The organism is Klenkia terrae (genome assembly GCF_037083865.1).
GTDB lineage: Bacteria > Actinomycetota > Actinomycetes > Mycobacteriales > Geodermatophilaceae > Klenkia > Klenkia terrae.
On record NZ_JBAPLV010000002.1, the window covers coordinates 283,023 to 300,617 of the forward strand.

Annotated in this window: 21 protein-coding genes and 1 tRNA gene; 9 read left to right on the top strand and 13 right to left on the bottom strand. The window is 74.7% G+C overall.

All coding sequences use genetic code 11. The features are described from left to right. Positions 1-9: 9 nt before the first annotated feature. Both UXQ13_RS03460 and UXQ13_RS03465 read right to left on the bottom strand, forming a co-directional pair. Positions 10-1,011 (bottom strand): inorganic phosphate transporter, encoded by a 1,002-nt coding sequence (locus UXQ13_RS03460; RefSeq protein ID WP_318249963.1) that lies wholly within the window; start codon positions 1,009-1,011, stop codon positions 10-12. Positions 1,012-1,018: 7 nt separating this feature from the next. After that, positions 1,019-1,636 carry a DUF47 domain-containing protein gene (locus UXQ13_RS03465; protein ID WP_225232626.1) on the bottom strand — a complete coding sequence of 206 codons (618 nt, stop codon included), beginning with the start codon at positions 1,634-1,636 and terminating at the stop codon, positions 1,019-1,021. Positions 1,637-2,205: 569 nt separating this feature from the next. On the opposite strand from UXQ13_RS03465, the gene UXQ13_RS03470 reads away from it, so the two are divergent. After that, on the top strand, positions 2,206-3,180 hold the full coding sequence (locus tag UXQ13_RS03470; RefSeq protein WP_225232625.1) for a DMT family transporter: 975 nt from the start codon (positions 2,206-2,208) through the stop codon (positions 3,178-3,180). A gap of 134 nt (positions 3,181-3,314) precedes the next feature. After that, on the top strand, positions 3,315-4,037 hold the full coding sequence (locus UXQ13_RS03475) for a M23 family metallopeptidase (RefSeq protein ID WP_225232624.1): 723 nt from the start codon (positions 3,315-3,317) through the stop codon (positions 4,035-4,037). Positions 4,038-4,046: 9 nt separating this feature from the next. On the opposite strand, the gene UXQ13_RS03480 is transcribed toward UXQ13_RS03475, so the two are convergent. Continuing rightward, a complete protein-coding gene (locus tag UXQ13_RS03480) occupies positions 4,047-4,721 on the bottom strand; it encodes a response regulator (protein WP_225232623.1) in 675 nt (224 codons plus the stop codon). A 48-nt stretch (positions 4,722-4,769) separates the two neighbouring features. Further along, positions 4,770-5,255, bottom strand: a complete 486-nt coding sequence (locus UXQ13_RS03485; RefSeq protein WP_225232622.1) for a hypothetical protein — start codon at positions 5,253-5,255, stop codon at positions 4,770-4,772. Positions 5,256-5,398: 143 nt separating this feature from the next. On the opposite strand from UXQ13_RS03485, the gene UXQ13_RS03490 reads away from it, so the two are divergent. Further along, positions 5,399-5,471 (top strand) — tRNA-Ala (locus tag UXQ13_RS03490). 54 nt (positions 5,472-5,525) lie between these two features. Here the strand turns inward: UXQ13_RS03490 and UXQ13_RS03495 are convergent. Then, entirely contained in the window at positions 5,526-5,726 is a 201-nt protein-coding gene (locus UXQ13_RS03495) for a hypothetical protein (protein ID WP_225232621.1), read from the bottom strand. Positions 5,727-5,789: 63 nt separating this feature from the next. On the opposite strand from UXQ13_RS03495, the gene UXQ13_RS03500 reads away from it, so the two are divergent. After that, a complete protein-coding gene (locus UXQ13_RS03500) occupies positions 5,790-6,887 on the top strand; it encodes an SDR family oxidoreductase (RefSeq protein ID WP_225232620.1) in 1,098 nt (365 codons plus the stop codon). Here UXQ13_RS03500 and UXQ13_RS03505 read toward each other — a convergent pair. Then, entirely contained in the window at positions 6,877-7,206 is a 330-nt protein-coding gene (locus UXQ13_RS03505; protein ID WP_225232619.1) for an EthD family reductase, read from the bottom strand. The two genes, UXQ13_RS03500 and UXQ13_RS03505, sit on opposite strands and share 11 nt — an antisense overlap. A 19-nt stretch (positions 7,207-7,225) precedes the next feature. After that, the gene (locus tag UXQ13_RS03510; RefSeq protein ID WP_225232618.1) at positions 7,226-8,161 is read right to left on the bottom strand and encodes an AraC-like ligand-binding domain-containing protein; all 936 of its coding nucleotides are present in this window, start codon (positions 8,159-8,161) and stop codon (positions 7,226-7,228) included. Between the two features lie 200 nt (positions 8,162-8,361). On the opposite strand from UXQ13_RS03510, the gene UXQ13_RS03515 reads away from it, so the two are divergent. Then, positions 8,362-9,294 (top strand): alpha/beta hydrolase, encoded by a 933-nt coding sequence (locus UXQ13_RS03515; protein WP_225232617.1) that lies wholly within the window; start codon positions 8,362-8,364, stop codon positions 9,292-9,294. 3 nt (positions 9,295-9,297) lie between these two features. On the opposite strand, the gene UXQ13_RS03520 is transcribed toward UXQ13_RS03515, so the two are convergent. Beyond that, positions 9,298-9,693: a hypothetical protein gene (locus UXQ13_RS03520; RefSeq protein ID WP_225232616.1), complete on the bottom strand. Its 396-nt coding sequence runs from the start codon at positions 9,691-9,693 to the stop codon at positions 9,298-9,300. Positions 9,694-9,751: 58 nt separating this feature from the next. On the opposite strand from UXQ13_RS03520, the gene UXQ13_RS03525 reads away from it, so the two are divergent. Together UXQ13_RS03525 and UXQ13_RS03530 are read left to right on the top strand one after the other, a co-directional pair. Next, positions 9,752-10,675, top strand: coding sequence for a pyridoxal-phosphate dependent enzyme (locus UXQ13_RS03525; protein WP_225232615.1), 924 nt, complete (start codon positions 9,752-9,754; stop codon positions 10,673-10,675). A 94-nt stretch (positions 10,676-10,769) separates the two neighbouring features. Next, the gene (locus tag UXQ13_RS03530; protein WP_225232614.1) at positions 10,770-11,972 is read left to right on the top strand and encodes an HNH endonuclease; all 1,203 of its coding nucleotides are present in this window, start codon (positions 10,770-10,772) and stop codon (positions 11,970-11,972) included. Between the two features lie 21 nt (positions 11,973-11,993). Here UXQ13_RS03530 and UXQ13_RS03535 read toward each other — a convergent pair whose 3' ends face one another. Continuing rightward, on the bottom strand, positions 11,994-12,575 hold the full coding sequence (locus tag UXQ13_RS03535) for a DUF1353 domain-containing protein (protein ID WP_225232613.1): 582 nt from the start codon (positions 12,573-12,575) through the stop codon (positions 11,994-11,996). A gap of 21 nt (positions 12,576-12,596) precedes the next feature. After that, entirely contained in the window at positions 12,597-13,610 is a 1,014-nt protein-coding gene (locus UXQ13_RS03540) for an adenosine deaminase (protein WP_225232612.1), read from the bottom strand. A gap of 28 nt (positions 13,611-13,638) precedes the next feature. On the opposite strand from UXQ13_RS03540, the gene UXQ13_RS03545 reads away from it, so the two are divergent. Further along, positions 13,639-13,779 (top strand): GPGG-motif small membrane protein, encoded by a 141-nt coding sequence (locus UXQ13_RS03545; protein WP_225232611.1) that lies wholly within the window; start codon positions 13,639-13,641, stop codon positions 13,777-13,779. A gap of 54 nt (positions 13,780-13,833) precedes the next feature. On the opposite strand, the gene UXQ13_RS03550 is transcribed toward UXQ13_RS03545, so the two are convergent. Further along, entirely contained in the window at positions 13,834-14,232 is a 399-nt protein-coding gene (locus tag UXQ13_RS03550) for a PPOX class F420-dependent oxidoreductase (RefSeq protein WP_225232610.1), read from the bottom strand. A 9-nt stretch (positions 14,233-14,241) separates the two neighbouring features. Further along, a complete protein-coding gene (locus UXQ13_RS03555) occupies positions 14,242-15,162 on the bottom strand; it encodes an aldose 1-epimerase family protein (protein WP_225232609.1) in 921 nt (306 codons plus the stop codon). Positions 15,163-15,259: 97 nt separating this feature from the next. Here UXQ13_RS03555 and UXQ13_RS03560 point away from each other — a divergent pair, with 97 nt between their 5' ends. Further along, positions 15,260-16,282: a LacI family DNA-binding transcriptional regulator gene (locus UXQ13_RS03560; RefSeq protein ID WP_225232608.1), complete on the top strand. Its 1,023-nt coding sequence runs from the start codon at positions 15,260-15,262 to the stop codon at positions 16,280-16,282. 2 nt (positions 16,283-16,284) lie between these two features. On the opposite strand, the gene UXQ13_RS03565 is transcribed toward UXQ13_RS03560, so the two are convergent. Continuing rightward, a complete protein-coding gene (locus tag UXQ13_RS03565) occupies positions 16,285-17,511 on the bottom strand; it encodes a DUF2786 domain-containing protein (RefSeq protein WP_225232607.1) in 1,227 nt (408 codons plus the stop codon). Between the last annotated feature and the right edge of the window lie 84 nt (positions 17,512-17,595).

A 17,595-nucleotide genomic window follows, 5' to 3' on the forward strand; every position in this document is an offset into this window, starting at 1 on the left:
GGACTCCTGTCAGCCGACGATCGCGTGCGTGAGGTAGTAGACCGCAGCCGCGACGGCGCCGGCCGCGGGGAGGGTCAGCACCCACGCGACGACGATGTTGCCAGCGACGCCCCAGCGCACCGCGGACAGCCGCCGGGTGGCGCCCACGCCCATGATCGAGGTGGTCGTGATGTGCGTGGTGGACACCGGGACGGCGAACACCGTGGCCGTGGTGACCATGACCGCCGAGGCCACGGTCTGGGCGGAGAAGCCGCCGGCCGGGGTGAGCTGGATGATCCGCCGGCCCAGCGTGCGCATGATCCGGAAGCCGCCGGCGTAGGTGCCCGCGCTGATCGCCAGGGCCGCGGCGAGGATGACCCACAGCGGTACCTCGAAGCTGTCGATCTGGCCCGAGGTGACCAGCGCGAGGGTGATGATGCCCATGGTCTTCTGAGCGTCCTGCAGGCCGTGGCCCAGCGCCATGGTCGCCGAGCTGACGATCTGTGCGTAGCGGAACCCGCGGTTGGCCCGGGTCACGTTGGCGCCCCGGAAGGACCATAGGATCGCCAGCATGAACAGGTAGCCCAGGCCGAACCCGACCAGCGGCGAGAGCACCATCGGGATGACGACCTTCTCGATGATCCCCGCCCACTGCACCGAGTGGACCGCGGCCAGCGCCGCGCCGACCAGGCCGCCGATCAGCGCGTGGGACGACGAGCTGGGCAGCCCGAAGTACCAGGTGATCAGGTTCCAGGTGATCGCGCCCATGAGCGCGGCGAAGACGATCTGCAGGCCGCCGGACCCGGACGGGGTGTCGATGATCCCGGCGCCGACGGTCTTGGCCACCTCGGTGGAGATCAGCGCCCCGACCAGGTTCATCACCGCGGCCAGCGCGAGGGCGACCCGCGGGGTCAGCGCCTTGGTGGACACCGCGACGGCGATCGAGTTCGCCGCGTCGTGGAAGCCGTTGGTGTAGTCGAAGGCCAGCGCGACGACGACGATGACGACCATCGCCAGGAAGAGCCCGTCCACGGTGGGCTCAGGACTCCTTGACCGCGATGGTCTCGACGACGTTGGCGACGTGCTCGAAGGCGTCGGCGGCCTCCTCGAGCTGGTCGGCCACCTCCTTGAGCTTGAGGATCTCCAGGGCGTCGAACTCGCCCGAGTACAGCCGGGACAGCAGTCGGCGGTAGAGCTTGTCCGCCTCGTTCTCCAGGCTGTTGACCTCGATCCAGTAGTCCGACAGGCCCTTCATGGCCTTCAGCCGCGGCATGGCGTCGGCGGTGACCTGGGCACAGCGCTGCAGCAGGGCGACCTGCTGGCCCATCTCGGCGGGCAGCGTGCCCAGGCCGGTGAGGACGACGAGGTCGGCGGCGGCCTCGATGGCGTCCATGACGTCGTCCAGGTCGCTGGCCAGGTTGTAGATGTCCTCCCGGTCGAACGGGGTGACGAAGCTGGAGTTCAGCTGGCGGAAGACCGCGTGCGTGGCGTTGTCCCCGGCGTGCTCGAGGTCGCGCAGCTTGCGGGCGAGCTCCTCGCGCCGCGCGTGGTCGTGCACGAAGTCACCGAGGACCGACGTGGCCTCGACGAGGTTGCGCGCCGAGACGGCGAACATCTCGTAGAAGCTCGAGTCCTTGGGCGTGAGGCTGAAGGGCACGCGCGGAGCTTAGGACCCCTCCTGGCCACCCACCGTTCACCGGGCCTTCATCTACCCGTGCGCGGCGTCCGCCGATCCGGCGTCCAGCGCGGCGACGAGGTCGGCGCGGGCCCGGGCGACCCGGGAGCGGACGGTGCCCACCGGCACCTCGGCGATCCCTGGGTGAGGTCGTCGGCGGACTGCCGGTCGCCCAGGTGCGCGGACAGCCGCCAGCCGTCGGCCGTCGGTGCGCCGACAGCACGGTCCCGTCGGCTGATCCGCAGGACGTCCCACCGGGGACGAGCAGGTCCTGCGCCCTCCGCCGCGCCGCCGTCCTGGCCGTGACCACCGCCGCCCCGGGCAGGTGCTGCCCGGCGTCGACGTGCGGCGGGCGGCGACCGTGCCGGCCACCGGTCCGGCCCTGCTCGCCCGCGCCGCGGTGGTGGTGTTGCTGGCGGGCGGGATCGGGCTGGCCGTCGGGGGAGCGGCCGCCGCCCGCCGGTCGCGCACCGCCGACGCCGGCCCCTCCGCCGGGGCACCGGTCCCGGTCTGGGCCGCGTGCGCGGGACGGTCGTGGCAGGCTCGCAGTCGTGGACGGGGTGCAGCTGCTGACGGCCGGCGGGGGGCCACCCCCCGGGGTGGAGCCCCACCTGGGCCTGTCCGTGGCGTTGGCGCTGCTGTCGGCGTGCGCGTTCGCGGTCTCCACCGTGGTGCAGCACCGGGCGGCGACCACCGCCGGCCAGGACCTGCCCGAGGGCGCGGTCCTGCGGCTGGTCGGCAAGCTGGTCCGCAACCGCGCCTGGATCGGCGGGCAGGCCGCGGCGCTGTGCGGCTTCCTGCTGCACGCCGCGGCGCTCAAGTTCGGTCCGGTCGTCGTCGTCCAGCCGCTGCTGTCCGGCGGGCTGGTCATCTCCCTGGCGTTGGGTGCCCTGGTCGACCGCCGGCACCCGGGGCGGGTGCTGCCGGAGCGGGGGCAGTGGATCTCCGCCGGGGTGGTCGCGGTGACCCTGGGGCTGTTCGTGCTGTCGGCCCGCCCGGACCACGGCGGGTCCTACGCCCGGCCGGGTCCGCTGCTGATGTGCGTGGGGGCCGCGGCGGCGGTGATGGTGCTGGCCGCGCTGTGGGCGCTGCGCCCGCGGGCCCCGCACAAGGCGCTCGCCCTGGGCCTCGGGGCCGGGTTCGGCTTCGGCATCACCGGCCTGCTGCTCAAGGACGTCGTCGCCCGCCCGCCCGGGGACCTGCTCACCAGCTGGACCACCTACCTGCTGCTGGTCTCCGGGGCCGCCTCGATCACCTTCGCGCAGTGGGCCTACCAGTCCGGCGCGCTGATCGAGTGCCTGCCGGTGATGGCGGTGCTCGAACCGCTGGTCGCCGTCGGCCTGGCCGCGCCGGTGTACGGCGAGCGGCTGGCGCCGGGCGTGCTGGCCACGACCGGCCAGGTGGTCGGCGTGGTCGGGCTGGTGGTCGGGGTCGCCGTGCTGGCCCGCCGGACGGCGGCACGGGACGCCACCGGCGTCCCGCTGGCGGTGCCCGCGCCCGCGCCCGCACCGCACCGGCGCGGCTGAACTACACCGTTGTCATTCTCCAGACGGCGTGTCGCGGGCGGCACGCCGACCAGGGGGTCACAGAGGCATCACGGCTCGTTACGTTGTGCGCTGTCGACCGCGCGGGGTGGTCGGGACGCACAGGGGGAGCAAGCGTGGCCGTTCGGGGCAACGGGGTCGGGCATGGTCCGGGCACACACCTGCGGCGTCGTCCGGCCGCCCTGCTGGTCGCCCTCGCGCTGGGCGGCGCCCTGGCCGGTGTCCTCGGTGTCCCCGTCGCACCGGAGGCCGGTGCCTCGTCGGTGGACGCCGACGTCGTCCAGGCGCTGGAGGCCTCGGAGACCTCGCTGTTCGACGAGCAGGCCGAGGTGATGCCGCAGATGGCGATCACCGAGGCGCAGGCGCAGCAACGGCTGGCCGAGGTGGCCGCCTCCCGTGCCCAGCGGGACGCCGAGGCCGCGGCGGCCGCCGAGGCCGCCCGGCCCGACGCGGTCATGCCCGTCGACGGGGCCCGGATGACGACCTGCTTCTGCCAGCGCTGGGGGACCATGCACAGGGGCATCGACCTGGCCGCCCCGATGCTCACCCCGGAGTACGCAGCCGAGGACGGCGTCGTGATCAAGGCCGGAGCGGCCAGCGGCTATGGACTGGCCGTCTACATCCTGGGCGTCAGCGGCGACGTGATGATCTACGGGCACATGGAGGAGATCACGGTCTCCGCCGGCGACGCGGTCGAGATGGGCCAGACCATCGCCCTGGTGGGCAGCCGCGGGCAGTCGACCGGGCCGCACCTGCACTTCGAGGTGCACTCCGGGGGCATCAACGGCGAGCCCGTCGACCCGGAGGAGTGGCTCCGCGACCGCGGCGTCGACATCTGATCGATCGCCTCAGGGCGTGAAGCGGTAGCCCATCCCCGGTTCGGTGTGCAGGTAGCGGGGGTGGGCCGGGTCGGGCTCGAGCTTGCGGCGCAGCTGGGCCAGGTAGACCCGCAGGTAGTTCGTCTCGGTCTCGTAGGCCGGCCCCCACACCGACTGCAGCAGCTGGCGCTGGCCGACCAGCCGGCCGCGGGCGCGCACCAGCTCCGACAGCAGCGCCCACTCGGTGGGGGTCAGCCGCACCGGGACGCCGTCCGCGGTCACCTGCCGGGCCGCGAGGTCGACGGTGAAGTGCTCGGTCGCGACGACCGCCTCGCCGCCCTCGGCGGGTCGGCGGCGCACCACCGCGCGGAGCCGGGCCAGCAGCTCGTCCATGTCGAAGGGCTTGGTCACGAAGTCGTCGGCGCCGGCGTCGAGTGCGTCGACCTTGTCCCGGCTGTCCGAGCGGGCCGAGAGCACCAGCACCGGGCCGGTGAACCACGGCCGCAGCCCGGCCAGCACCTCGGTGCCGTCGAGGTCGGGCAGGCCCAGGTCCAGGACGACGACGTCGGGGTGGCTGGCGGCGGCCTCGCGCAGCGCCGTCGTCCCGTCGGGGGCGGTGACCACCTCGTGGCCGGCGGCCCGCAGGGTGATCCGCAGCGCGCGCAGCAGCTGAGGGTCGTCGTCGACGACCAGCACCCGGCTCACGTCGTCCATGATCGCCCCCGAGGCGTGCGCCGGGCCCCGCGGGGCAGCTCAGGGTCGCCCGGTGGGGGTGGTCCAGTGCAGCTCCCACGTCTGCCCGGGCGCCAGGGCCCGCCACCGCTGCCGGGCGGCGGCCAGCGCGTCGGCGGCCCGGCGCAGCTCGGCCGCGGGCACCCACGAGGCCTCGCCGCGCTGCACCGGCTCGGACCGGGACAGCCGGGCCACCACGTCGGCGAGCGCCTCGGCCCGGCCGACCGCGCCGTGCCGGTCCTTCTTCAGCTGGTCGGAGCGCTCCCGCGCGTGCGGGCGCTGACGGCCGGAGACGTGGGTCATCGAGCCCCACACGACGCCGTCGGCGATGGCGCCCCAGATGCCGTCGCGGACCCGGAGCTCGGTCTCGACCAGCAGGTGCACCAGGTCGTGCGGCAGGTCGTCACCGCCGCCGGCGCCGCGCAGGGTGAAGGCGACGCCGTCGTCCCGGGTCAGCGGGGTGACCACCGGGCGCCGGTCGGCCATCCGGGTGAAGACCACGCGCACGCATCCATGGTCCGACGGCAGGTCAACCGGGTTCCCGCCGTGGGGAGCGGGACGCCACGCCGATGACCGGGACCCTCCTCGGGGGTGGCCGTCCGGGGACTGTATGGTTGTCAACGGCTCGGACACACCAGACCGGGTCGCAAGGGGCTGTGGCGCAGCTGGTAGCGCACCACACTGGCAGTGTGGGGGTCAGGGGTTCGAGTCCCCTCAGCTCCACCCACGTGAACAGGCCGTCCACCCGCTGGGTGGACGGCCTGACTCGTCTCCGGGCTAGCGGGAGTTCTGCCTACGGGCGACGACGACGAGCCCGACGAGCACCAGCGCCAGTGGAGCCCAGCCCGGCAGGCCGAACGGGCCGAGGATCAGCTCCGCGACGAAGATCAGCAGTCGGAACGCGACCCAGAAGCCGACCAGCAGGACGAGCCAGAACACGACGGGTCGTTCGGCCTGCAGGCGGCGCAGCATCTCCATCGCCCCATCATCCCCCGTGCGCGCCACGGAACACGGCGACGGCCCGCGGTGCTGCCCTGAAGGATGAGCACCCTGCAGACCACCCCCACCCCACCCTTCCTCGGCGCCCACGCCCTCGTGGTCGGCGCCAGCGGCATCACCGGCAGCGCGCTGGTGGAGAAGCTGACCGCCGGCGGCTGGGAGGTCTCCGGCCTCTCCCGCAACCCGGTCGAGGGCTCCAGTGCCCGGCACGTCCGCGCCGACCTGCGCTCCGCGGACTCCCTGGCGGAGGCGCTGGGCGAGCTGCGGCCGACCCACGTGTTCTTCTGCGCCTGGTCCAAGCAGGACACCGAGGCCGAGAACATCGTCGTCAACCGGGCGATGGTCGCCGACCTGCTGGCCGCGCTGGCGCCGGGCCGCAGCGTGCGGCACGTCGCGCTGGTCACCGGGCTGAAGCACTACCTCGGCCCATTCGAGGCCTACGCCCAGGGCGAGATGCCCGACACCCCGTTCCACGAGGACGCCGACCGGCTGCCGGTCGAGAACTTCTACTACGCCCAGGAGGACGCCCTCTTCGAGGCGGCGGCCGAGCAGGGCTTCACCTGGAGCGTGCACCGCTCGCACACCGTCATCGGCCACGCCGTCGGCAACGCCATGAACATGGGCTCGACGCTGGCCGCCTACGCCGCGATCTGCCGCGCCGACGGCCGACCGTTCGTGTTTCCGGGGTCCGAGACCCAGTGGAACTCCCTGGTCGACATGACCGACGCCGGCCAGCTCGCCGATCACATGATCTGGGCCTCGACCACCGAGGCCGCCGCGGACCTGGCGTTCAACGTGGTCAACGGGGACGTCTTCCGCTGGCGGTGGATGTGGCCCCGGCTCGCCGCCGCGCTCGACGTCGAGCCGATCGGCTACTCCGACGCCCCGCGGCCGCTGGAGGAGCAGATGGCCGACGCCGAGCCGGTCTGGGCCCGGGTCGTCGCCGAGCACGGGCTGGTCGAGCCCGACCTCGCCCGGGTCGCGTCGTGGTGGCACACCGACTCCGACCTCGGTCGCGACATCGAGGTGCTCGCCGACATGAGCCGCTCCCGGCTGCTCGGCTTCACCGGCTACGTGCGCACCGAGGACTCGTTCCTGCGCCTGTTCGACCGCTACCGGGCCGAGGGACTCATCCCCTGACCGGCTCGCGGTAGACGGTGGTCTCCCCGCTGACCAGGGTGACCCCGGCCCCCGCGAAGTTCGCCAGGTCCGCGACCGCGGCCTGCCCCTCCGGCCCCGCCATGGCGGCGTCCAGGGCGGCCTGGTCGTCGAACTCCAGGACGGCGACGAAGTGGAACGGGGCCGGTGCGCCGTCCGGACCCGGGGCCGGGTGGGTCCCGGTGAACGAGCGGAGCCCGGGGAACGCCAGGCCGAGCCGGCTGTGGGTCTCTGCGTAGTGCCGGTCGAACGCGGCCGGGTCCTCGGGCTGGGCGTAGAGGGCGATGAGCGTGTGGGTCATGGTGCTGGGCTCCTCGAGATCACCGTGCACGGGCGGCCGGCCCCGGCAGCTCGCTGGGGTTGTGGCCGAACTGCTGCTTGAACGTGCGGGAGAAGTGGCTGGCGTCGGCGTAGTGCCAGCGCTGGGCGACGGTGCGGCCGGCGAGCAGCTCGTCCCTCGCCCGGGCCAGCCGTCGGGTCCGGATGTGCCCGGCGACGCCCTCGCCGGTGGGGGCGAAGGCGCGCTGCAGGGTGCGCAGCGACACCCCCAGCGCGGCCGCCACCGAGGCCGGTACCAGCGCCGGGTCGCCCAGGTGCCGGTCGACGTGGGCCTCGGCGGCCGCCCGGACGACCGCGGGGTGCCCGGGCGGTCCGGCCGGTGCGTCCTGCAGGGCGGCGGCGAGCAGCTCGATCGTGGCGTTCCGGGCCGCCGGCAGGGCGGCCAGCGGCAGGTCGTCCAGCGTGCTGGACAGCCCGTCCAGGTAGGCGCCGAGGAGGGTGACGGCGGGGGCGCTGCTGTCCAGGACCGTGCCGGTGAGCAGCAGCCCGCGTGACCCGACCTCGGCCAGCGCCGCCTTCGGGACGACGAGGCTGCGCTTGACCAACCGCTCCTGCACGACGAACTCGGCCGGGGTCGTGGAGTCCCAGACCACGACGCTGCCCGGGCGCAGCTGTGCCTGGCGCCCGCCCTGGCCGACGACCTCCCGTCCCGACAGCGTCATGAGCATGACCAGGTACTCGCCGTCGGTGGCCGCGATGTCGTGCGCGCGCCGGGTGCCCGAGCAGGGGTCGCAGGTGCAGTCGACCAGCACCAGGTCGGCGAGGTGGCGCCGCCGGACGGTGGCCCGGAACCCGGGGGCGTCGGCGTCCAGCTCGGCGATGCTCCACGGCAGGTGCGTGGACGACAGCAGTCGGCCCCACGCGTCCTGCGCCTGGGCGCGGCCCACCCCCTGCACGGTCCGGACCTCGTCGGTCACGGCCACCACCTCGGTCCTCGTCGACGGAGTGCCCGAACCCTAGGGAGGTTGGCACCGCGCTGGCGAGGGCTGCGCGGGGGGTTGGCGCGCAGAGTCGGGTGGACGGCGTCCCCGTCCATGGCCCTGGGCCGTCGGCGTCCCTAGGTTTCGGCCACCGCCGGTCCACCCGGACCTGCCCACGACGCCGTGGAGGACCACCCGTGACCAGCACCCAGCCCGCACCCGAGCGCACCGACGTGGAGTTCGACGCCGACGGCGTCACCCTGCGCGGGTGGCACTACCGGCCGGGCACCACCGACCCCGCCCCGGTGATCGTGATGTGCCACGGCTTCGCCGCGGTGAAGGAGATGTACCTGGACGTCTACGCCGAGGTCTTCGCCGCCGCCGGGTTCCACGTGCTGGTCTACGACAACCGCAACCTCGGCGCCTCGGGCGGGGAACCCCGTGGCGAGATCACCCCGCACGACCAGATCGACGACTTCCGCACCGCGATCACCTTCGCCGAGACGCTGCCGGGCGTGGACGCCGAGCGGATCGGCATCTGGGGCTCGAGCTACTCGGGCGGCCACGTGCTCGTCGTGGCCGCGACCGACCGCCGGGTGCGGTGCGTCAGCGCCCAGGTCCCGGTCGTGGACGGCGACGCCAACTTCCGGCAGCTCGTGCGGGCGGACTTCGTGCGCGGTGCCCGGGCCGGCTTCGACGAGGACCGGCGCGCCCGGGCCCGCGGCGAGGCGCCGGCCATGATCGACGTGGTCAACGCCGACCCGATGGCGCCCAGCGCGCTGCCGACCCCGGACTCCTACTTCTGGTTCATGGGCACCCACGAGCTGCGCGCGCCCAGCTACGTCAACTCCTGCACGCTGCGCAGCGTCGAGCGGTTCTCCGAGTACCAGCCGGGTGCCTACATCCGGTTGATCGCGCCGACCCCGTTGCTCATGTGCGTCGCCGAGGACGACGTCCTCACCCCCACCAAGATCGCCATCGACGGGTTCCACGACGCGCGGGAGCCGAAGAAGCTGGTCGTCCTGCCCGGCGGGCACTTCGACGCCTACGTCGAGGGGTTCGCGATCTCCTCGGCGGTCCAGGTGGACTGGTTCACCCAGCACCTGCAGCCCGGCCGCGCCCCGGCCTGAGGGTCAGCCGGCGGTCGCGTCCAGCTCGGTGAGGACGGCGGCCGCCAGCGCTTCGACGTCGTCGGCCGACGGGGCGATCTCCGCACCGACCGCCAGGCCGAGGACCGCAGCGGCCGCGTCGTACCTGATCACCGTGCTGGCCGGCAGCTGTCCGTCGCCCATCAGCCCGTCGGCGACCAGCTCCAGCTCGTTCAACGGGGTGCCCTTCTTCCCCGACAGGCCCCGGGTCCGGTGCACGAAGCGGCGGTCCAGGGCCAGCAGCACCGCCGAGGCGAAGCGGGGCTCGAGCGCATCCCGCTCGGGCCCCGCCGGCACGGCACGGAACGCGGCGAGCTGGCCGGCGACGTCGGCGCGGGCGGCAGCGACCTCGTCGGCGGTGAACGAACTGCGACCCAGCACGGGACCTCCTGGACGACGTCGGCGCGCGCAGGCTACCGCCCGGGGCGACCATCCCGGGGTGACCGTCGCCCTCTCGCACTGGCCCACCCCGCTGGACGCCGCACCTCGTCTCGCCGTCGCGGTCGGGCTCCGACCGGGCGACCTGTGGGTCAAGCGCGACGACCTCACCGACCTCGGCGGCGGCAACAAGATCCGCAAGCTCGAGCACCTGGTGGCCGAGGCCGAGGGCGCGGGCGCGTCCGTGCTGGTCACCAGCGGCGGGGTGCAGAGCAACCACGCCCGGATGACCGCCGCGGCAGCCGCCCGGCGCGGGCTGGGGTGCGTGCTCGTGCTCGCCGGCGACGCCGACCCGCAGCGCCCCGGCAACCTGGCCCTGGAGGGGCTGTTCGGTGCCCGGGTCGTCCTCGGCGGGGATCCGGTCGCGGTGGCCGATGAGCTGCGCGGCGCGGGGGAGCGGCCGTTCCTCATCCCGCTCGGCGGGTCCTCGCCGACCGGTGCCCGGGGGTACCTGGCCTGCGCCGCCGAGCTGGAGGAGCAGGCGCCGGACCTGGCCCACGTGGTCACCGCCGTCGGGTCCGGCGGCACGATGGCCGGGCTGGTCGCCGGGCTCGGCGCCGAGCGGGTCCTCGGGGTGGACACCGGGGCCGTCGACGACCCGGTCGAGCGGGTGACCGCCCTGGTCGAGGCGCTCGGCGGCTCGGTCGGCGCCCTGCGGCTGCGGTCCGACCAGGTCGGCGCCGGCTACGGGGCGCTCACCGCGGCCGGGGAGCACGCCATCCGGACGGCGGCCAGCACGGAGGGCTTGGTGCTGGAGCCGACCTACACGGCCAAGGCGATGGCCGGGCTGGTCGCCGCGGTGGCCGACGGCGACGTCCGGCCGGGGGAGCGGACCGTCTGGCTGCACACCGGGGGCCTGCCCGGGTTCTTCGGCCACCCGTTCGCCGAGCAGGCCGCCCGGGGGGCCCTGACGCACCGCGGATGAGGCCCGATCCCGGCTCTGAACTGGTCTTTCGTGTTGTCGCTGACACCCCCTCGCGGTAGACTTCGAACACACATTCGAATGCCGGGGAGGTGTCGTGAGCGAGCTCGGGTCGGCCCTGGACAGCTTCGGCGCAGAGGACCTGCACGGGCTCACCGGTGGTCAGACCCTGGAGCGGACGGCGGTGCTCGTGGCAGCTCGCAACCGGCTGGATGCCGAGATCGCCCGCACCGCCCGGCACGCCGAGCTGACCCAGGCCCCTGAGCACGACGGGCTGGTGTCGATGCGGTCCTGGTTGATCGGTCACCTGCGGCTCTCGGCCGCCGAGGCGAGCCGGATCGTGCGGACCGGTCGCGCGCTGGAGCACTTCCCGGCGCTGGCCGCAGGGTTCGCCGAGGGTGCGGTGACCGCCGCGCAGGTCGACGTGGTGGCCTCGACGGTGGGGGAGCAGGAACGGGCCCGGGCGGCGGAGCAGGACGTCGACCTGGCCGCGTTCGACCGCACGTGGGCAGCGCTGGCGGTCTCCTCGTCGCACCAGACCCTGGCGGTGGCGGTCAAGGCGTTCGAGGCCGCCCTGGACCCCGACGGTGCTGAGCCCGACCCGACCGAGGATCGGCGGCTCAGCGTGGCCACGCACGCCGACGGCAGCGTGACCGGCCGGTTCGACCTGGATGCGGTGGGCGGGGAGAAGGTCAAGGCGGCGCTGGAGTCGATCGTGCAGGCCGACCGGCCGCAGGGTGACCTGCGCACGCGGTGGCAGCAGAACGCCGACGCGCTGGTGCAGCTCGCGGACAACCAGCTCGCCGCCGGCGACCTGCCCACGTTGCGGACCCAGAAGCCGCACGTCGTGATCACGGTCGGTGTCGAGGACCTGGTCGGCGAGGGCACCGGGCCCGGGACGGCGAGCACCGGCTTCGGTGCGGTCATCTCCGCCGCCCGGGCCCGCTGGCTGGCCTGCGACGCGGTGGTGTCGAGGATCGTCATGGGCCCCGACGGCGTCCCGCTGGACCTGGGCCGCGCCCACCGGGTGGTCACCCCGGCACTGCGGCGAGCAGTCGTGGCGAGGGACGAGACTTGCGTGTTCGCCGGCTGCGGCGCACCCCACCACTGGGCCGATGTGCACCATCTCGTGCACTGGGCGCACGGCGGGGAGACCTCGTTGGAGAACTCGGCGCTGCTGTGCGAACGGCACCACACCAAGGTCCACCACGGCTTCCGGGTGCAGCGAGATCCTGGTGGCCGATGGCGCACCCACCGCCCCGACGGCACCGAGATCCTCCTCGAACCCCGCCTCGTCTGAACCAAGGCCGGCCGTCGTGCGCTAGCTACTGCCCATGGGCGGGGCTACAGCGCTGCCCTCCTCCAGCCACGGCCCGGGCGGGTCGGGGCGGCGCCCCAGCAGGCCGCCGACGAACCGGAGGACGACGTCGGCGGCCAGGTCCACCAGCAGCCCCACCGCGACCACCAGCGAGACCGGCAGCACCAGCGGGGCCGCCACCAGGGAGATGGCAACGACGCCGGGCAGGTCCCGCGCGATGCCCGGCCGGCGGACCGCCGAGGCCAGTGCACCCCAGCGGACCCCGGCCCACATGAGCCACCGCCGCGGGATCGGGGTGCCCAGCTCCCGGCACATGCGCCGGAACACCGCGTCGGCGTCCCCGCTGCTGATCGCCCCGGCCTCGATGCCGACCGAGCAGAACCAGTCGTGCACGATCGCGGCCGCCGTCCACGGGCCGTCGGCCGGGATCAGCCAGCGCACCGGCACCGGCACCGATGCGAAGTCGGTGACGAACCCGACCGGCACCACCCAGTCCTCGCGGCGTCCGCGGTAGACCAACGGCTCCGTCAGTCGCCACCGGCGGTCGGCCAGCTGCTCGACGTGCGGTCGGGTGACGAAGGGCACCGGGCCAGTGTGGCCCGCGGGTCAGACAGGTCCGGCGGCCTCCCAGGCGTCGATGCCGGCGAGCAGCTCGGCCTTGCGGTCGTCGGCGGCGAACGAGGCCCGCACCGACGTGCGCGCCAGACCGGCGAACTCCTCGGCGGTGAATCCCAGCGCGAGCAGCGCGGCGTAGTTGTCGGCCGCGTAGCCGCCGAAGTAGGCCGGGTCGTCGGAGTTGACCGTCACCTGGACACCGGCGTCCAGCAGTGCCCGGATCGGGTGCGCCGCCAGGTCGGGCACCGCCCGCAGCCGCACGTTGGACAGCGGGCACACCGTCAGCGCGATGCCCCGCCCCACCAGCAGGGCCAGCACGTCCGGGTCCTCGACGGCGCGGATGCCGTGGTCGACCCGCTCCACGCCGAGCAGCTCGACCGCCTCCCGCACGTAGGCCGGGGGACCCTCCTCGCCGGCGTGCGCCACCCGGTGCAGGCCCATCGCGGCGGCCCGGTCGAACACCGACACGAACAGCGAGGGCGGGTAGCCCACCTCGGCCGAGTCCAGCCCGATGCCGACCAGGTCGTGCACCCGGTGCGCGACCGCGTCCAGCGCGGCGTGCGCGGTCTCGACCGGTCGGTCGCGGACCACGCACAGGATGACGCCCCCGGTCATGCCCCAGCGCTCGCCCGCCGCGGCCAGCGCCGAGGTCATCCCGTCCAGCACGTCGTCGGCGGACACCCCGTTGCCCAGGTGCACCTGCAGGTCGACGAACAGCTCCGCGTGTGCCACCCCGTCGGCGTGCGCCCGCGCCAGGTAGGCGGCGGTCAGGTCGTGGAAGTCCGCGGCGGTCACCAGCACCGGCATGCAGGCGTAGTACAGGTCCAGGAACGACTGCAGGTCGGCGAAGTCGTAGGCCCGGCGCAGCTCCTCGACATCGCCGTAGGGCAGTCGGACGCCGTTGCGCTGCGCCAGGGCGAAGGCCAGCTCCGGTTCGAGGGTGCCCTCCACGTGCAGGTGCAGCTCGGCCTTGGGCAGACGGGACAGGGCGTCGGGCAGGCTCACGCCGGGCCATGATCCTCGGGCGGGGCGGGTGCCGACCGGCCGGTCCGCACGGTGGATCCGGTTCGTCGACAGTTCCAGCACCTTCCGCAAGCATCTGCTCTGGGGGATCGTGCTCATCGTCGTCGGGCTGCTGGTCGGTCCGGGTGGTGTCAGCATCTTCACGAGCTGACCGGGCTCGGCGGGACGGCGGACGAGGGCGCCGTCCCACCGGGCGATCAGCTGGTCAGCCCTGCGGTGAGTGCACCGTGTCGGCCTCGACGGTGAGCACCACCCGCTGCTGGTCCCGGCCGCCGAACCACGGGTAGGGGCCGCCCAGGTACTTCTGCGCCAGCGCCTCGATGTGCTCCGCGGCGCCGTCGGTGGTCATCGCCACCACCCGGCCTCGCACCCCGAAGTACCGCGAGGGGTTCGCCGGGTCGGCGATGTTCAGCGCCACCCGCGGGTCCCGCTCGACGTTGCGCACCTTCTGGAAGCCGGCGACGGTGTTGACCACGACCCGGCCGGCGTCGTCGACGTCCACCCAGGTCTGGGTCATCTGCGGCCCGCCGTCGGGCATCAGCGTGGCGATGAAGCAGGGCGCGGGGGAGCGGAGCAGCTCGAGCAGTGCCGGGGGCAGATCCATGCCCCGACGCTACGACCGCAGCGCCTCGATCTCCCAGCTCGCGGAGTGCGTGTCCCCGGGCTGCAGCACCACCAGGTCCGTGCCGGAGTTCAGCGCGTCCGGCGGGCAGGTCATGGGCTCGACCGCGAGCCCCACCCGGTCGTCGGCCGGGTCGGGACGGTCGGCGGTGTGCACTTGCACCCAGGGCAGCTCGGCGGTCGACCAGTGCATCGCCACCCCGCCGCCGTCGGCGGCCCGCACGGTCGCCGTCGCACGCTCGGCGGCGCCCAGCCCGGTGTAGGCGTGGTCGACGGCCAGCCCGCGCAGCGAGCGGCTGGTCCGGAAGTCCAGGTCGGTGCCCTCGACGTCGGCCAGGCCGGTCGGCAGCAGCCGCTCGTCGTCCACGGTGAGCACCCGCGCGGCGTCGAGCTGCAGCTCCCAGTCGTCGACCCGGCCGGGACCGGCCACGAGGTAGGGGTGCACCGAGCTGCCCCACGGCGCCGCGGACTCCCCGGTGTTGCGCCCCTCCACGGTCCAGCGGAGACCGGCCGGCGTCAGCTCGTAGCCCACGACGACGTCCAGCAGGTGCGGCCAGCCCTGCTGCGGCCAGACCCGCACGCCCAGCCGCAGCGTCGAGGCGGTGCGGTCCAGCAGCTCCCAGGCGCTCCAGCAGGTGAGGCCGTGCAGCGCGTTGCCGCGGTCGGGCTCGGTGAGGGCCAGCTGCTGCACCTGGTCGCCCGAGGTCCAGCGGCCGTCGGCCACCCGGTTGGGCCACGGCGCCAGCACCGAGCCGCGGTAGAGCGGGCGCGGGACCTCGACGGGGAAGCCGACGACCAGGTCGCGGCCGGCCACGGCGAGGCTGCGCAGCCCGCCGCCGACCTCGGTGACCACCGCGCGGACGTCGTCCAGGACGAGTTCGTGCTGGGTGCCGCTGGGGTGCGGGGAAGGCATGCGTGGCTCCTGGCGGACGGCAGCGGGTCTGTGAACGCTAACAGCGGCGCTCTCCCGTGCCACGATGCGCGCGACGTGTGCGGAGCAGGAGGCTGCGGTGGAGGACAGACCCGGACGACCGGTCATGGCCGACGTCGCCGAGCTCGCCGGTGTCTCCCACCAGACGGTCTCCCGGGTGCTCAACGACCACCCCTACGTCAAGGAGGAGACCCGGGCCAAGGTGCTGGCGGCGATGGCCGAGTTGGGTTACCGGCGCAACCTCACCGCCCGGGCGCTGGCCCGCCGGCAGTCCGACACCATCGGCGTGATCGCGTTCGACACCACGCTGCACGGCCCGGCGAGCACCCTGTTCAGCCTGGAGCAGGCCGCCCGGGCCGCGGGTTACCAGACCCAGGTGGTCACCGTGCCCGACCCGCACCCGCAGGCCTTCGCCGACGCGGTCGACCGGCTGGTCGCCCAGTCGGTGTGCGGGGTCGTCGTGCTCGCCCCGCAGCGCGCCGCGGTGCAGGTGATGGCCGGGTTGCCGGCCGACCTGCCCGCGGTCGCCGTCGAGGGCGGGACGGCGCCCGGTGTGCCGTCGGTCGTGGTGGACCAGTTCGACGGCGCGCAGCAGGCCACCCGGCACCTGCTCGACCTGGGGCACACCGAGATCGCCCACGTCCGGGGCCGCCTGGACTGGCTGGAGGCCGAGGCCCGGCTGGACGGCTGGCAGCAGGCCATGACCGCCGCCGGGCTCCGGCTGCGCGAGCCGCTGGTCGGTGACTGGAGCGCGCGGTCCGGGTACGCGGCCGGCCTGGAGCTGCAGCGGCGGTGGCCCGAGGTCACCGGGGTGTTCGTGGCCAACGACCACATGGCGCTCGGCCTGGTCCGCGCGCTGGCCGAGGCCGGGGTCGACGTGCCCGGGCAGGTGAGCGTGGTCGGCTTCGACGACATCGCCGAGGCCGAGTTCCTGCGGCCCCCGCTCACCACCGTGCACCAGGACTTCGCCGAGGTCGGCGCCCGCTGCGTCGACGTGCTGGTCGAGCGGATGGGGGCCGCCGACCGGTGGTTCCAGGGCCGGCCGGTGGTCGTGCCCGGTCGCCTCGTGGTGCGGGCCTCCACCGGTCCCGTCCCGCGCTGACCTCACCCCGGCAGCGGGGTGCGGCCGGTCCCCAGGTCGGCGCCGTCGGCCGCCCGCCGGCCGGCCCACCAGCCGGCCGCGTCCACCGGACGGCTGCGGGTGCGCCGCAGGTGCGGGAACAGCTCCGTGACCCGGCCCTGCACGGCGGCCTCGCGTCGGACGAGCACCGGCACCAGGGACCCGCCGTGCTGCTGCGCGGCGCCGGCCGCGGCGCGCTCGCCGGCCACGGCCAGCCGCTCCCCGATGCGGGCGGCGTAGGCGACCAGGAAGCCGCGCCGGAACACCGCCGTGCGGGGGCCGTCGGCGTCGGCCAGGGCGCGGGTGGCCTGCAGCAGCAGCGAGGTGAACAGCAGGTCGACCAGCTCCAGGTCCACCGGGAGGCCGACCACGGTGGCGATGCCGAGCTCGCGCAGCAGCACGACCCGGCAGCCGTTCGCCACGGCGACCGCGTGCAGCAGCTGGGCCTTCGCGCCGGTGAACGGGTCGGTGAGGTGCAGCCGCCGGGCCACCACGTCGGCCCCGAGGTCGGGCCCCCGCTGGTCGGCCAGCACCGCGCTGTCGATGGCGTACCGGCTCATCAGCTCCTGGGCCTTGCCGGTCAGGGCATCGGCCTCCTCGGGGAACTCGGTGCGCTCGGCCTTGGCCAGCAGGGCCCGCACCCGGCCCAGCGCCTTCTCGTCGACCGGGCCGGTCGGCACCGGGGTGTCGGCACGGCGGTGCTGCGGCCAGCCGGCCGGGCCGGGCAGCAGGTGCTCCAGCCGCGGCAGGTCCGGCAGCAGGCCCAGCACCCGGACGACGTCGCGCCACCCGGTGGCCGGGTCCACCCCGGTGCCCGCCCACCAGCCGGCCAGCCCGGCCGCGGGACCCAGGGCGTCGAGCTGGTCGGCCCACGCCCGCGGGGCCCGGTCGGCGGCCCGGGTGGTGCGCGCCTGGGCCACCACGACGGCGGCGGCGAGCCGGCCGGCCCGCTGGCTGACCCGCCGGCGGACCACGTGCACCACGTCGGTGGGCTGCCAGCCGCGGTCGTAGGCGGCGGCCACCCCGTCGGCCAGCGTGGTCTCCGCGCCGGGCAGGTCGAGGGCGGGGTGGGCGCTGGCGAGCGCGCTCACCAGCGGGTCCAGCAGGTCGCCGGCGTCGGGGTCGCGGGCCAGCCGGCCCGCCGCGCGGAGCAGCTCCAGCGGGTCGGGGTCGACGGGTGGGCGGCCGGTGCTCCGCCACGGGGTGCGCATGACCAGCAGCGTGCCGCAGGACCCCGACGTCCGCGGTCGACCTGTGGACGGCGGCCGGTCCCGTGGACGGAGCCGGGGTGGATG